Below are 14,392 nucleotides of genomic sequence, written 5' to 3'. Positions count from 1 at the left end.
GCCTTCGGGCTGTTTCAAAAAGGAGATGAACATGAAAAAACTGCTGCTTGCATCCGCTGTTTCACTCACGATGGCTGGTGGCGTCCAGGCATCGGAGCATAGCGGAAGTTATGCCTTCGATACCAAAGGCGCACATCAGTTTATTACCTTCAAAATTTCCCACCTGGGTTACAGCTGGCTTTATGGTCGGTTCAATGACTTCAACGGCCAGTTTGTTTACGACGAAGAAAATCCGGAAAACAGCTCTGTGCAGGTAACAGTCGATACATCCAGCGTAGATTCAAATCATGGTGAGCGGGACAAGCACCTGCGTTCCGATGATTTCCTGCATGTCGGCGAATACCCGGAAGCGACGTTCAAGAGCAAAAGGGTAGAAGTAGACGAGGAAGGTGAGGCCGACATTATCGGTGACCTCACTCTGCGTGGTGTGACAAAAGAGATTACCCTCGACGTGGAAATGTTGGGCCACGGGGAGGATCCCTGGGGGGGCTACCGCATGGGTTTCGAGGCGGAAACCGAATTCAAGCTTTCTGACTTCGGTATTCCCATGGATCTTGGCAAAGCCTCTGAAACGGTCGAAATGATCATTTCGGTGGAAGGCATTCGTCAGTAACCGTCCTGGTTCGCCCCGTCTCGCGGAGAAACCGCAGATGGGGCGAGCTCCCGCTGCTTATACCTTGAACCGTCCTGTCTGTTGTTCCAGTTCTCTGGCGTAGCCGTCCAGCGACTTGCTTATGCGGTCGATGCTCCCTGATCGCTTCATCCCTTCGAAAGCCAGATCATTGATTTCGGTAACACTGCGGTTGATCTCGTCGACCACCTGAGTCTGCTCTTCTGTCGCCGACGCCACGCTGGTATTCATGTCGCTGATATCCGCCACCGACTCAAGAATGCCCTGCAGCTCGGCTTCGGCTTCCGTTGCAAGTTTCTCGGTTTCCGCTGCTTCTTTACTTCCGGTTTCCATCACCGCCACGATATCGGCAACGCCGGTCTGGAGGGCGGTAATCATGGTCTGTATGTCTTCAGTCGACTGCTGGGTTCGTTTGGCCAGTGTACGTACTTCGTCGGCTACCACTGCAAAGCCCCGGCCCTGGTCCCCGGCGCGGGCAGCCTCTATCGCAGCGTTGAGTGCCAGCAGGTTGGTCTGGTCGGCGATTTCCCGAATAACGTCCAATACCGAGGTAATGTTCTCCGAGTCCTGAGACAGCTTGCGTATAACCTCGACAGCTTTGGATATCTGTGCAGCCAGGCGTTGCACCTGGACAGATGAGTTGCGGATGATGGTCGCACCATTACGCCCCTTCTCTTGGGCCTGCTTTGTAATGTCGGCGGCGCGAGAGGCATTGCCGGCCACTTCCTCAATGGCGCTTTGCATCTCATTGATGGCGGTTGCGACCATGGAAATGGCGTCGGTTTGCCGGGTTACTCCGCTGCTGTTGTCATGGGCGGTCGAGGACAATTCAGAGGCACCTTCGCCCAGTTGTCTGCTCAGGTTCTGAATGGAGCCAATCATACCCTGGAGATTTTCAAGCACGTGATTGAAGCTTGCAGCAAGCTTTCCCAGATCATCGTCCATTTCAACAGGAATACGCTGGGTGAGGTCTCCCTCCCCCTGGGCGATGTTATCCAGTTGTTTCCTTAGCACGCTGATAGACTGGATGACCATACGAAGGACTATAACGAACAGAAGAATACCAATGATGAGGGCGCCGGCCGTTATAGCCAGTATAAAGACGGAACTGGCCAACCCTTCGTCCGATGCTTCGCGGGCGGTGATCTGCGCCTGCTCATCGGCATGGATCCCGACACTGTCAAAATACTCCCTCAGTTGGCTGAAGGCCTGATTGCTCTGGCCAATCAACAATTGGTGGCCCGCGTAGGGATCGCCTGCCTGCGCGATCTCCATGGATTGGCGGGCTGAGTTGAGCCAGCGGTCGTAGGTATTACGAAAGCCATTGGTTATTTCGGAAACGCCGGTGCCGCTCAGGCGCTCGACGGCAGCGTTCATTCTGTCCAGTGCTTGTCCGGCATTTTCTTCGAATTCCGCCTTGTGCTGATCGGGGAGTTCGTCATTCTCGGTCGCGCTGATGAAGGACATCTGCGCGACCAGAGCCTGATAAAGGTCGCGATCACCGTTGAGGGCTTCGCTTACAGCGGGGAGGTAGCGATCAGAAAGCGTATCAGTATCAGAGACGAGATTCCGCGCCGTCAGGACGCTGAAAAGGCCTATGACAATAAGGGCGATAGCGGAAACTGCAAAGGGTAAGGCGACTTTGGCCCTCAGGCCCAGGGAATTTCTTATGTTCATTTTTCCATCCTGAATTCTGGTTGCAGCATTGCGAATTCAGTCAGGATAGCACCGGAACGGGGGGCCTCATTGTTGATAAGTGTAACGCTTGATAGGGCCTGGTAAGTAACGTGTTAATAGGTGTCAGTGGGGCCGTGTCCAGGTTGCCCATTGCGGCAAAGGTGGCGCTGGCGCCAGAACTGGCCGAAAAAGATAACCAGGCCGATCAGAAGTCCCGCCCAGATATAGGGTCCTGCCAGCTGAAACGTACCGCTTATGGCGAACTCCACCAACAGCATCAGGGCCAGAGCAAGAACAGCGTTGACCACGGCCGTCATCATGGCCTGCCCGCAGGCTTTCAGGTTGGGTCTCATAGTTCTCCACTCTCGGATGTCGTGAAACGGGTCATCGTTTTACTGATTGCGAGCATACGGTGAGCGTTAAACTGTCTCCATGCGGGAATTCCGCTATTGGAAATCCGACAGGGTGTTGGTGTATCCGCCCCCGCCTCCATATAATGTGCCCTCCGGCTGCCGGCCGGGTAACCAGCGGAATTGATATCACGCAACTCACGCAAGTCACGCAACAAAGGGGCATCCATGCCAGAGTTTCAGACCACGGATGAAGGCTTTGAGCGGGTTTCATTGAGGGACTACACCGAGAAGGCCTACCTTGATTACTCCATGTACGTCATTCTCGACAGGGCATTACCCAACGTGGGTGACGGCCTGAAGCCGGTTCAGCGCCGGATCATCTATGCCATGTCCGAGCTCGGCCTCAAGTCCACGTCGAAGTACAAGAAGTCCGCCCGTACGGTCGGTGATGTTCTGGGTAAGTTTCACCCTCACGGTGACAGCGCCTGTTACGAGGCCATGGTACTGATGGCCCAGCCGTTCTCATACCGCTATCCGCTGGTCGACGGCCAGGGCAACTGGGGGGCACCTGACGACCCCAAATCCTTCGCCGCCATGCGTTATACGGAATCCCGTCTGGCCAAATTTGCCGATGTCCTGCTCAGTGAGCTGGGGCAGGGCACGGTGGACTGGGTGCCGAACTTTGATGGCACCATGGATGAACCGTCGGTGTTGCCCGCCCGATTGCCCCACGTTCTGCTGAACGGTACCACCGGTATTGCGGTGGGTATGGCAACGGATATACCCCCCCACAATGTGCGGGAAATTACGGCCGCCTGTGTGCGTCTGCTCGACCAGCCGGATGCCACCACAGACGACCTGTGTGAGCACGTCAAAGGCCCGGATTTCCCGACGTATGCGGAGATCATCACCCCCCGCAAGGACATCCGGCAGATGTATGAAACCGGCAAGGGTTCGCTGCGGATGCGTGCCCGCTGGATCAACGAAAGCGGCGAAATCGTGGTGACGGACCTGCCACACCAGGTCTCCGGAAACCGGGTACTGGAGCAGATCGCCCAGCAGATGCAGACCAAGAAGCTGCCCATGGTGGCGGACCTGCGGGATGAATCGGACCATGAAAACCCGACCCGGCTGGTGATTGTGCCCCGCTCCAACCGGGTGGACCAGGAAGGGCTGATGGCCCACCTGTTTGCCAGTACCGATCTGGAGAAAACCTACCGGGTCAACATCAACGTGATCGGCAACGACGGCCGACCGGCCGTGAAGGGCCTGAGGGTCATGCTGACGGAATGGCTGAGCTTTCGTCGCACCACGGTTACCCGGCGCCTCCAGCATCGCCTCGACAAGGTACTGGCACGCCTGCATATCCTTGAAGGCCTGCTGGTTGCCTACCTGAATATCGATGAAGTCATCGCGATTATCCGTTACGAAGATAAGCCCAAGGCTGAACTGATCTCCCGCTTCGGGCTGTCGGAAGAGCAGGCCGAAGCCATTCTCGAGCTTAAATTGCGCCACCTGGCCAAGCTCGAGGAAATGAAAATCCGTGGTGAGCAGGACGAGCTGGCCGCCGAGCGGGATGAGCTCCAGGCCATTCTGGGGTCAGAGGACCGCCTGCGAGAGCTGATCAAGGATGAGCTGCTGGCGGATGCAGAAACCTATGGCGACGACCGCCGCTCGCCGATTGTTGAGCGCAGCGAGGCAAGGGCCTTCAGCGAAACCGAACTGGTATCCAATGATCCGGTGACGGTTGTGCTGTCCGAGAAAGGTTGGGTCAGGGCGGCCAAGGGCCACGATATTGAGCCGGAGGGCCTTAGCTACAAGGCCGGCGACAAGTTTGCCATGGCCGCGAAAGGGCGCAATAACCAGCAGGCGGTGTTCCTGGATTCCACCGGGCGCGCCTATTCCCTGGTTGCCCACTCGCTCCCGTCTGCCAGGGGGCAGGGCGAGCCACTGAGTGGTCGCATTAACCCACCTTCGGGCGCGACTTTCTCCGGCCTGCTGATGGGCGATCCGGCCCGCAAGGTGTTGCTCGTTACAGACGGTGGCTACGGGTTTGTGACCTCCCTGAACGACATGATCAGCAAGAATCGCAACGGCAAAGCGGTGGTGTCGGTGCCGAAAGGGGCGGAAATCATGCCGCCGGTGACCGTGCCGGACTCTGAGAAACCACTGTACCTGGGCGCGATTTCCAACGAGGGCCGGATGCTGGTGTTCCCTCTGAGTGAGTTGCCGGAGTTGTCGAAGGGTAAGGGCAACAAGATCATCAGCATTCCCTCTGCGCGGGTGCAGAACCGGGAAGAGTACGTGGTGGCCGTTGCGGTGTTTGCCGAAGATGACCAACTGGAAATTCGCGCCGGCAAGCGCAAGATGGGCCTGCAGTTCAGCGATCTGGAGCATTACCTGGGCGAGCGCGGCCGTCGTGGCCACAAGCTGCCCCGTGGACTCCAGCGGGTGGATGCCATTGATGTCATCCAGTCGGCCAGCAATGCTGCCGAAGCCGCTGACGCAGCAAGTGCAGAGGAGCAGCCTGACAGTGAGTGAGCTGGTTCTGATTAACGTGTCGGGGCGCGACAAACCTGGTCTGACGTCCGAGATTACCGGCATCATGGGGCAGTACCATGTACGGATTCTGGATATTGGCCAGGCGGTGATTCACGACCACCTTACCTGGGGAATCCTGATCGAAATCCCCGACGAGTCCAAGTCCTCACCGGTGATCCGTGACCTGTTGTTCCGGCTGCATTCACTGGACCTGCAGGTGCGCTTTGCGCCCATCACTATCGATGAGTATCAGCAGTGGGCGGAGGGCCGCAACCGTGCCTGTTACATAGTCACCTTGCTGTCGCGGGATATCAAGGCCGAGCAGATTGCGCGGGTGTCGGCCATTACCGCCCGCCATGGCCTGAATATCGACAACATCAGCCGGCTTTCGGCCCGGCCGTCACTGAATCCCTCAGACAACCGCATTGCCTGTGTGGAGTTCTCCGTCAGGGGGACACCTTCTGACCTGGAACAGCTGCGCGCTGATTTTCTGCACATTGCCGGTGAAATGAACGTGGACATTGCCTTCCAGGAAGATTCCATTTTCCGCCGCAACCGGCGGCTGGTGGTGTTCGATATGGACTCCACGCTGATTGACGCCGAGGTGATCGACGAGCTGGCGCTTGAAGCAGGTGTGGGCCCCCAGGTGGCAGAGATTACCGAGCGCGCCATGCAGGGGGAACTGGACTTCAGTCAGAGCTTTGCAGAACGCCTGGCCCTGCTCAAGGGTCTGGACGAGTCGGTGCTGGAAGGGATTGCCGCGCGCCTGCGTCTGACCGAGGGCGCAGAGCATCTGATCCTGAGCCTGAAGTCGCTGGGTTATCGCACGGCGATTCTGTCCGGCGGCTTCACCTACTTTGCCCATCATCTGCAGCAGAAGTTGGGCATTGATTACGTTTATGCCAATGAGCTGGAAATCGAGAATGGCAAGGTCACTGGCCGCGTGGCCGGGCAGATTGTCGATGGCAGGCGCAAAGCGGAACTGCTTCTGGAAATTGCGGAACGCGAGCATATCTCACGGGAACAGGTGATTGCCGTCGGTGATGGTGCCAACGACCTGCCCATGCTGAGCCAGGCTGGCCTGGGCGTTGCGTTTCGGGCAAAGCCACTGGTCAAGGAGTCCGCCCGCCACTCCATCTCGACCCTGGGGCTGGACGCCATTCTCTATCTGATCGGGTACAGGGAAAACGACAGCCTTCAGATAGGGAAGTAATCATCGGGACGGGCTGGCCAAAGGGCCGGCCCGTCCCGATGCTGAGGGCTAGTGATCGCCGAAGTCGTAGTTCATTTCCGGAACCGGCGCCTGCAGGTAGTAGCCCTGGATATAATTCACACCGGCCTGCCACAGGGTTGCCAGAACGCCGGCGTTTTCCACCAGCGGCACGATGGTCAGCTTGCCGGCGCTTTGCAGGCTCTTGATCATCTCCTTGACCTCTTCCTTGGCTTCATCCTTCTTCTGAAGTTCTTCGGTAAACGAACCGTCAATCTTCACATAATCCACGTCGATATGCTTCAGGGTATTGAAGGGATTCAGTGCGCACCCGAACTGACAGATCGAGACCTTGGCGTGCAACTCATGAACAGCTTTGGCAAATTCCTTGGCCTGTTTCATGAAGTTGTTTGCGTCACCTTCACGAATCTGGAAAATCAGTGAGTCACCCGGCAGGCGGGCTGCCTTCAATGCCACGCTCAGCCATGGCGTGAACGTTTTGTCCTCCAGGGTTTCTGCCGTCACGTTCAGGAACAGCCGCGTGTCATGGCCACGTGAGCGGTGGCTGGACAACTGTTTGATCGTTTGCAGGATCACCCAGCGGTCTATCTTGATGGCCATTTCCGAGGGGCCGACGGGCGGCAGGAAGTCGTAGGGCGAAACCTCTTCATTGTCCTTGTTCAGCATTCTGACAAACGCTTCGTAGTGCTCTTCGCCTTCGCCTCTCAGGTTGATGATGGGCTGGAACAGAAGCCGGAAGCGGTTGTCGTCCAGGGCTTTCTGTATGGCGTCGACGGAGTTGCTTTCATCCATCGATTCATAGTCGGCAGGGTTGTAAACCAGAACACCGTTGCCCTGCTCGTGGCCCTCTTTCTTCTTCAGCTCCGAGGAAGCGGTATGAGCCCGGCCCATCAGGTCAGGGGCCTTGGGTGCATTCTCGGTAATAGCGGCAACACCGATGCTCAGTGTCAGCTGTACCGTGCGGCCATTGATATCAAACAGGTGGTCCTCTACTTTCTTGCAGAGGGCCTCACACAGATCTGCCAGGGTTTTTTCTTCGCAGGGCTGACAAAGCAGGCAGAAAGCGTCATCGCTGAGGCGGGCGAGAATCATGTTCTCGGGCGTCTGCTCCTTGAGCAGGGTGGCCAGATCTCCCAGCATGAGATCCGCGCCGGCAATGCCCACCTGGCCCTTCAGGCTCATGAAATTATCAAGGGCGATGTAGGCCAGGGCGCCGGTCTGATTGTCTTTGCCGGCTTTCGCAATGGCCTGGCCAAGCGCGTCCATCAGGTATTGCCTGTTGAACAGACCGGTCAGCAGATCCTGACTGCTGATCTGGCGAATCTTCTCCTCCAGCTCAGCGTCGCTGTGTTCGGGCTGGATCACAATCTGGGTACAGATTTCACCGTCGTAAGTGGCCGCTGACACCGACATGGTGACGTTGAGTTCCTGGTCATCACTACGGCGGGCCACGCAGTTCATGGTCATGCCGTCTTCACCACTTTCGGCAAAGGACTTCATGAACTCCTTGTATTTTTCCTGGCTTTCCGGGGTCAGGGTATCCAGCACCGGTATACAGATCAGGTCGTCAATATCGTCGTAGCCAAGGAACTCCATGTAGGACTGGTTGGCATAGATGTGCATGCCATCATTGATATAGGCAATGGCGTCCTTGGAGCTTTCCAGCAACAACTGGCAACGCTGCTCGGCTTCACGCAGGTGTGATTCCAGGGTTCTGCGCCGACGACGGTCCTCGAGTGCACTCAGTTCGCGGTTAACCACCAGCACCAGTTGATCGGTATTCTCGAAGGGCACGGCATCGTGGGCACCGGCTTTCATGACGGCGACCGTGCGCTCACGGTTGAATTCACTGGTCAGCAGTACCGACGGGATATCCTTGTCCAAGCGACGAATCATGGCCAGGGCGCCGTCAGGACCGAATTCCTGGTCCGCGTCGTCCCGCGCCAGTAACAGGTCCCAGTTGCCTGCTTTCAGGGTTTCCTCCAGATCTTCCTCAGAGGTGATGCGATGGGCCCGCGTGGCCTTGCCGGAGTTCCGGAGCAGGCTCACAAGAGTCTCGGCATCGTTTTGTGAGGGGTCAAGGATCAGCAGGTGTACGGTTGCGTTCTTTTTCTGCATTCGTCAGATGTCTCGTGATACGCGTTAACTGTGCCGGCTCTATTTCAGGTACAGAGTTGCTAGTACAGAGCCGGCCTTTCACTAACGCTGAATGATGCAGGGGTTACCGTTTAATAACAACCCTTGGCGCCAGCCGTAGCGCCTCCGATTGTCTGAAATGCAGACTTAGAGTGACGGCCACAGCGAATCAAACTCATCCTCGCTGGCAGCTGTCGCAGCCGGCATGGCGTGCGTGGTTTCAGCTCCGCTATTCTGAAGCTTGAGCTCGAACTGGCTGATGCTTCCGGTTGCGGAGATCTTGCGGGAAAGTGTGCCCTGATCCTCGCGGCCGTCGTGGAGCAGCGATATCCGGCTCCCGGACTGAAACGGAAGCCGTGGTGTGATCAGGGTCGCCGCCTGGTTAACCACGCTGATCTCTGGCAATAACAGGCCCCTTAGGTATTCGCTGCTGTTGCCCACTTTCTGGATCAGACGTACACCGCAGGGCGCCGCACTGGGAGCCAGCAGTTCGATACCCACCTGGGTGCCCTGGTTGCGAACCTGGCGTATCCAGCGCACCACGGCGATACTCCAGGGATGGTTGGACTGCTCACGAACCCCGAGTATTTCTCCGGCCTGCAGCGACGCCGGCACGTTGGTCTCCCAGCCGACGCAGTAGCCGCCGGGGCTGGTGTTGATCAGCAGGGCATGGTGAGACTGTGGGCGCCTGCGGTCATGCTCGCTGTCGGGTGTGGCGCCAATGCTGTTGCGGAAGTTGATGGGGGTATCCGCTGACTGGATCGGGTCGTCGTTGGGGCCGGCATCATGGGCTCCGGCCCAGGCGTCTTCCCGCCGACGTGATGATCTCATGAACTGATTGTCCTGATCATGGCCATGCTCATGGTGGCCACTGTCATTGCCACTGACAAACTCATTGAATGTCTTGGCGCCCGCCACGTAAAAGTGGGTGGCTGTCAGCCCCACGCATATTTCCAGGGTTCCCTGGCTGGAAATGCGGTTGAAATTCCGCTTCGCGAGAATGCCCAGCGCCTGGCTGAGATGGGTCAGCAGCGTGTCACTGACCCGGGATGGAAGCTCCAGATTGCTGGCAGCGTGGCCATTCCTGTGGTGACGGGAGTGCAGTGACTCGATGATGTGTTCTGACAGTTCACGGGTATCGAAGTTGTAACTGTCATTTCCGGGCTTCTGCTCCAGCAGGCTGCGGTAAATGGGCGCAGTGTCCCGCTCCATATTCACCACAAACAGGCTGTCGTTGTCTGTCTCTGGGCCACAGGAAACGAGATGAGTCCAGTTTTCGAACAGGTCGTAGACCTGCGCCAGTTCCGCTTGCCGCAACTGGTTGGGCCGGGCGCAGCCAAGTAGCAGAATACGCTTGTAACTGTCCTCTACCGAGCTGGTGCGACGGTGGCTCAGGGTTTCATCGTCGACAGACAGCCCGTTGAGCTTGTTGCGATGGGCAAACCGGAACAGGCGATGACATTCCAGCCAGCTCTGTGCCGGGCTGGGGCAATACAGTTGGTGGGATCGCACAATAGTGGCTGCCAGCTCAGAAACGGCCCGGTGAATCGCTGTGGCCACCGCTTTCCTGTGCTTGTCCAGCCCGCCATTATCCAGAAACTCCAGGACACAGAGCTTGTAGCCGCTGGCTGCGTGAAGCTGGAGTGCCTGGGACAGGTTGGCAATCTTGCGCTGCTTTTCAGGCAGCGCAATGGCCATACCCAGATAGTGCCTCGACAGTTCGGAGCAGACAAAGTGTATTTTCGGGCGAATCAGTTCCAGTAGTTGAAGACGCTGTTGCGGCGCGATAAACAGGTGGTTGAGCTCGATAATGGCGTGGTAGAGCTGCCGCGAAGCCTCCCCAATATTGGCCATGGGCAGCTGGTTGACCCAGTCCCTGAAGGCCTTTGGTGATGTCTGGCAAAAAGAGAGACTCGCCGTTTTCTGTTCAGGAACACGGAGATCGGGTTTCAGGATCATGCCTTCCATGAGTTCACGCCAATTGTCTGGACCACGGTTGGTACTCCGGTTTGCGCCACGAGCCACAGGCTATGCCTTCTGGCGCCTGCGGGTATTTATGGGAAAACGCCGAAAATACAGTTTTTTATTGTTATCACTCATTGCACTCTAAAATAGCAAACGCATAACAAAAAGCGAGAAAAGCACGAGTTGACAATGTTTAACAAGTAAATTTGGGCCAACTTTGCCAAATGTGTCACGCAAAAAGGTCAAGCGGGGTCTTCCCAGGGCGGTCAGGCAGTTCCCTGACAAGCTTTGGGACCAGGAATCCGGGGAGTGTAGCGATCAGTTGCCGGACCAGCTCCCGCGCCTTATCGTCACTGACGCTGAAATGATGTGCGCCTTCAACCGGGTCAAAAGCGTGGAGGTAATAGGGCAGCACACCACATTCAAACAACCGCTCGCTCAGTTCAGCCAATATGACTGCCGAATCGTTAACACCTTTAAGGACGACGCTCTGGTTCAGCAGGGTGACGCCGGCGGCCTTCAGCCGCTCCAGGGCGAGCCGGGTGTCATTATCCAGTTCCGCCGGATGATTGGCGTGAATCACCATGACCATCTGCAGCCGGCTGGCGGAAAGCCACGCCAGCAACGAGTCGCAAACACGCTGAGGAATCACGACCGGCAGCCGTGTGTGAATCCTGAGGCGGCGGATATGGGAAATGTCCGCCAGGGATTCGGCCCAGGATGACAGCAATCGATCATTGGCGACAAGCGGGTCACCCCCGCTGAATATTACCTCATTGATGCGGTTGTCATTGGCCAGGGTCGTCAGTGCTTCTACCCGGTCCTCCGGCGATAGCCGATGTTCGTCATAGGGGAAATGACGGCGGAAGCAATAGCGACAGTTAATGGCACATTGACCGGTAACCATCAGCAGGGCGCGACTCTGATATTTCCGGATCAGCCCGGTCGCCTGCATCGACTCGCTCTCCTGTAACGGATCACGGACAAATCCGGATTGCGCAACGGTTTCGGCAGAGAGCGGCAGAACCTGCCGTAACAACGGGTCCGCCGGATCACCCGGAACGATGCGTTGCAGATAGGGCTCCGGTACCCGCAGCGGAAACAGCCGGTGGCCTTCTGTAGCACCGGACAGCCAGATGGCCGGGTCAAGTTGGAGTCGCCTGAGCAGGTCCTCTGGCGTGGTGACAGACGCTGACAGTAGCTGTTGCCAGCTGCGCGTATCACGATCGACTGGGCGGGCTTCTATACGGGTGGCGGTTCGCTGTATCATAGCGACCTTCGAATTTTTATACGCATCTTTTCAGGTGATAATTTCATGGCTTCATATTCTACCAACGAATTCCGCGGCGGTCTTAAGGTTTTGCTGGACGGAGATCCCTGTATCATTCTCGATAACGAATTCGTAAAACCCGGCAAGGGTCAGGCATTCAACCGCGTCAAGCTGCGCAACCTGATGACCAATCGCCAGTGGGAGCGCACCTTCAAGTCCGGTGAAAGCCTGGAAGCCGCTGACGTCATCGATCTGGAAATGGAGTACCTTTACACAGACGGTGAGTTCTGGCACTTCATGAAGACAGACGGCTCGTTCGAGCAATACCCGGCGGATGCCAAGGCTGTTGGTGATGCCCTCAAGTGGCTGAAAGAGCAGGACGTTTATACCGTCACGCTGTATAACGGCGCACCGCTGACGGTGACGCCGCCGAATTTTGTTGAACTGGAAGTGGTGGATACCGACCCGGGCATGAAAGGCGATACCGCCCAGGGTGGCACCAAGCCGGCAACCCTCTCTACCGGTGCCGTCGTGAACGTGCCACTGTTCATAACCATCGGTGAGGTACTCAAGGTAGACACCCGCTCCGGCGAATACGTCAACCGTGTGAAAGGCGGCTGATTGGTTTCCGAAGTGAAAGCAACGCCTCCCTGGCAGCCTTCCGCGTCTCTGGCTGCTCTTGAAAGCCGTGCACGCCAGTTGGCCTGGGTGCGCGGCTTTTTTGCACAACGGGGCGTGATGGAAGTGGAGACGCCGGTGCTGGGTCGATACGGTGTAACCGACATCAACATCGACTGCATCCCCGCCAGTCCCACTCCCGTAGCGGGGGGCTTTGCAAAAGCCTGGCTCCAGACCTCTCCCGAATATCACATGAAGCGCCTGCTGGCCGCCGGTTCCGGGCCCATCTATCAGGTGGCACGGGTTTTCCGGAACGGCGAATCCGGGCGCCGGCACAACCCTGAATTTTCTCTGCTTGAATGGTACCGGCCCGGGTTCACGGATTCTGATCTGATGGCGGAAGTGTCCGATCTGGTGTGCGGCTGGCTGGGTTGTGCGGCACCACGCACGATGCGGTACCGTGAGGTTTTTCTTTGCTTTGCAGGCATCGACCCTTTTCTGGCCAGTGACAGTGAGTTGTCGGCCCGCTGCGAGCAGTGGATGGAGCCGGCACAGTTACGCGCCTTTACCCGGGACGACTACCTGGATTTGCTGATGAGTTGCCTGGTTGAGCCGGCTTTGGCTGAAGCCGGGCCAGTGTTTGTCACTGGCTACCCGGAATCCCAGGCGGCGTTGGCGCGTGTGTCAGAGCAGGGCGGTTTGCGCCAGGCGCACCGTTTCGAGCTCTATGTACGCGGGGTAGAGTTGTGCAACGGCTACTGGGAGCTCACCGACGGGGATGAGCAGCAGCAGCGGTTTGCAGCGGACAACCAGGCACGACGTTCGGCTGGCAAGCCGGAAATGCCCGTTGACCAGGCATTTCTGGCGGCTCTGAATGCCGGCGTTCCCGACTGTTCAGGGGTGGCGCTGGGCCTCGACCGTTTGCTGATGTTGAAGCTGGGGTTGGATGATATCGCCGGGGTTATCGGGTTTCCTGCTGACCGGGCGTGATTTCTCCAAAGGCTGCTCCCATGCGCACCCTTCCGCCTGCTACCTGATCACTGTTCCAGGTGACCGTACCCTTGGGCATGACCATGACAACGGTTGAGCCGAGGCGGAATCGCCCCATTTCCTCGCCTTTTTCAAACTGTATCGGAGTCTTGAGGCTGTCGTAGCGAGTTACGTCCACCTGACGTTTGCCCGGGGCCACGATGCCGGCCCAGGTGGTTTCGACGCTGCCGACAATCATGGCGCCGACCAGCACGAAGGCCATCGGGCCAGCTGCCGTGTCAAAAATACAGGCGACCCGCTCATTCCGCGCAAACAGGTTGGGCACGTTTTCCGCCGTAGTGGGGTTTACGGAAAACAGCTTGCCGGGGATATAGACCATTTCTCGCAGGGTGCCGGCCAGCGGCATGTGAATGCGGTGATAGTCCCTGGGAGCCAGGTAAATGGTGGCAAACTCGCCATCTGTGAAGGTACTTGCCCGTTCCTGGTCGCCGCCAAGCAATTCATTGAGGCTGAAGGACTGACCCTTGGCCTGAAAGACCCGGCCATCGCTGATGTGACCCAATTGGCTGATGGTGCCATCCACAGGGCTGACCATTACAGAGTCACCTGTAGCCACGGGCCGCAGCCCCGGTTTGAGCGCGCGGGTGAAAAAATCGTTGAAGCTGGGATACGCGGCCGGGTCTGGTTCAAGTGCCTCGCTCATGTCTACGCCATATCGGCCGATAAACCAGTTTACGACACGGTTCTTGATCGCCGGAACGCTTTCGTTGTCTGCAAGGCGGCCGGCCAGGCGGGAGATGCTCAGTTGTGGTGCTAGGTACTGGCCCGTTATAAATAGCTTGTCGTACATCAGGTGGGATCCTTGGCGCTCAAAGAGACAAAGCTTACCAAACTGCGTGGTGTGTATAGAAATTGTTTCACACCTTCGCGGTTCTCATCGCTGCTTGCTATTATCTGTGCGATGCGGAATGGCGGCCTGG

The 14,392-nt window shown here is 57.5% G+C and carries 11 protein-coding genes; 5 read left to right on the top strand and 6 right to left on the bottom strand.

What is annotated here, in order from left to right:
• The first annotated feature begins 31 nt into the window (after positions 1–31).
• Positions 32–613: a YceI family protein gene (locus tag FDP08_RS06540; protein WP_137435184.1), complete on the top strand. Its 582-nt coding sequence runs from the start codon at positions 32–34 to the stop codon at positions 611–613.
• A 57-nt stretch (positions 614–670) separates the two neighbouring features.
• Here the strand turns inward: FDP08_RS06540 and FDP08_RS06535 are convergent, their stop codons facing one another.
• Both FDP08_RS06535 and FDP08_RS06530 read right to left on the bottom strand, forming a co-directional pair.
• Positions 671–2,308 carry a methyl-accepting chemotaxis protein gene (locus tag FDP08_RS06535; protein ID WP_137435183.1) on the bottom strand — a complete coding sequence of 546 codons (1,638 nt, stop codon included), beginning with the start codon at positions 2,306–2,308 and terminating at the stop codon, positions 671–673.
• A gap of 113 nt (positions 2,309–2,421) precedes the next feature.
• A complete protein-coding gene (locus FDP08_RS06530) occupies positions 2,422–2,661 on the bottom strand; it encodes a hypothetical protein (RefSeq protein ID WP_137435182.1) in 240 nt (79 codons plus the stop codon).
• Positions 2,662–2,886: 225 nt separating this feature from the next.
• Here FDP08_RS06530 and parC point away from each other — a divergent pair, with 225 nt between their 5' ends.
• Entirely contained in the window at positions 2,887–5,202 is a 2,316-nt protein-coding gene (gene parC / locus FDP08_RS06525) for a DNA topoisomerase IV subunit A (RefSeq protein WP_137435181.1), read from the top strand.
• A complete protein-coding gene (gene serB / locus FDP08_RS06520; protein WP_137435180.1) occupies positions 5,195–6,415 on the top strand; it encodes a phosphoserine phosphatase SerB in 1,221 nt (406 codons plus the stop codon). The genes parC and serB overlap by 8 nt, the downstream gene beginning before the upstream one ends.
• A 48-nt stretch (positions 6,416–6,463) precedes the next feature.
• Here the strand turns inward: serB and FDP08_RS06515 are convergent, their stop codons facing one another.
• From FDP08_RS06515 to epmB, 3 genes are all read right to left on the bottom strand, one after another.
• Positions 6,464–8,551 carry an EAL domain-containing response regulator gene (locus tag FDP08_RS06515; protein ID WP_137435179.1) on the bottom strand — a complete coding sequence of 696 codons (2,088 nt, stop codon included), beginning with the start codon at positions 8,549–8,551 and terminating at the stop codon, positions 6,464–6,466.
• Between the two features lie 165 nt (positions 8,552–8,716).
• The gene (locus FDP08_RS06510; protein ID WP_137435178.1) at positions 8,717–10,537 is read right to left on the bottom strand and encodes a GTPase; all 1,821 of its coding nucleotides are present in this window, start codon (positions 10,535–10,537) and stop codon (positions 8,717–8,719) included.
• Positions 10,538–10,763: 226 nt separating this feature from the next.
• Complete coding sequence (gene epmB / locus FDP08_RS06505; protein ID WP_137435177.1) at positions 10,764–11,804, bottom strand: EF-P beta-lysylation protein EpmB; 1,041 nt, start codon at positions 11,802–11,804, stop codon at positions 10,764–10,766.
• Positions 11,805–11,849: 45 nt separating this feature from the next.
• Between epmB and efp the strand changes: the two genes are divergently transcribed.
• A complete protein-coding gene (gene efp / locus FDP08_RS06500; protein WP_137435176.1) occupies positions 11,850–12,425 on the top strand; it encodes an elongation factor P in 576 nt (191 codons plus the stop codon).
• A gap of 12 nt (positions 12,426–12,437) precedes the next feature.
• Positions 12,438–13,412, top strand: coding sequence for an EF-P lysine aminoacylase EpmA (gene epmA / locus FDP08_RS06495; protein WP_137435175.1), 975 nt, complete (start codon positions 12,438–12,440; stop codon positions 13,410–13,412).
• Here epmA and asd read toward each other — a convergent pair.
• A complete protein-coding gene (asd, locus tag FDP08_RS06490) occupies positions 13,384–14,262 on the bottom strand; it encodes an archaetidylserine decarboxylase (protein ID WP_137435174.1) in 879 nt (292 codons plus the stop codon). The genes epmA and asd overlap by 29 nt on opposite strands.
• Positions 14,263–14,392 lie beyond the last annotated feature (130 nt).

Source organism: Marinobacter panjinensis, assembly GCF_005298175.1.
In the GTDB taxonomy this organism is placed as follows: domain Bacteria; phylum Pseudomonadota; class Gammaproteobacteria; order Pseudomonadales; family Oleiphilaceae; genus Marinobacter; species Marinobacter panjinensis.
Note: the sequence above shows the minus strand (reverse complement) of the source record. Positions and strands in the feature narration are given on the sequence as shown.

Coding starts and splice junctions, on each gene's coding strand:
- FDP08_RS06540 (WP_137435184.1), top strand. CDS start 32: ATGAAAAAACTGCTGCTTGCATCCGCTGTTTCACTCACGATGGCTGGT.
- epmB (WP_137435177.1), bottom strand. CDS start 11,804: ATGATACAGCGAACCGCCACCCGTATAGAAGCCCGCCCAGTCGATCGT.
- asd (WP_137435174.1), bottom strand. CDS start 14,262: ATGTACGACAAGCTATTTATAACGGGCCAGTACCTAGCACCACAACTG.
- FDP08_RS06530 (WP_137435182.1), bottom strand. CDS start 2,661: ATGAGACCCAACCTGAAAGCCTGCGGGCAGGCCATGATGACGGCCGTG.
- efp (WP_137435176.1), top strand. CDS start 11,850: ATGGCTTCATATTCTACCAACGAATTCCGCGGCGGTCTTAAGGTTTTG.
- parC (WP_137435181.1), top strand. CDS start 2,887: ATGCCAGAGTTTCAGACCACGGATGAAGGCTTTGAGCGGGTTTCATTG.
- FDP08_RS06515 (WP_137435179.1), bottom strand. CDS start 8,551: ATGCAGAAAAAGAACGCAACCGTACACCTGCTGATCCTTGACCCCTCA.
- FDP08_RS06535 (WP_137435183.1), bottom strand. CDS start 2,308: ATGAACATAAGAAATTCCCTGGGCCTGAGGGCCAAAGTCGCCTTACCC.
- FDP08_RS06510 (WP_137435178.1), bottom strand. CDS start 10,537: ATGGAAGGCATGATCCTGAAACCCGATCTCCGTGTTCCTGAACAGAAA.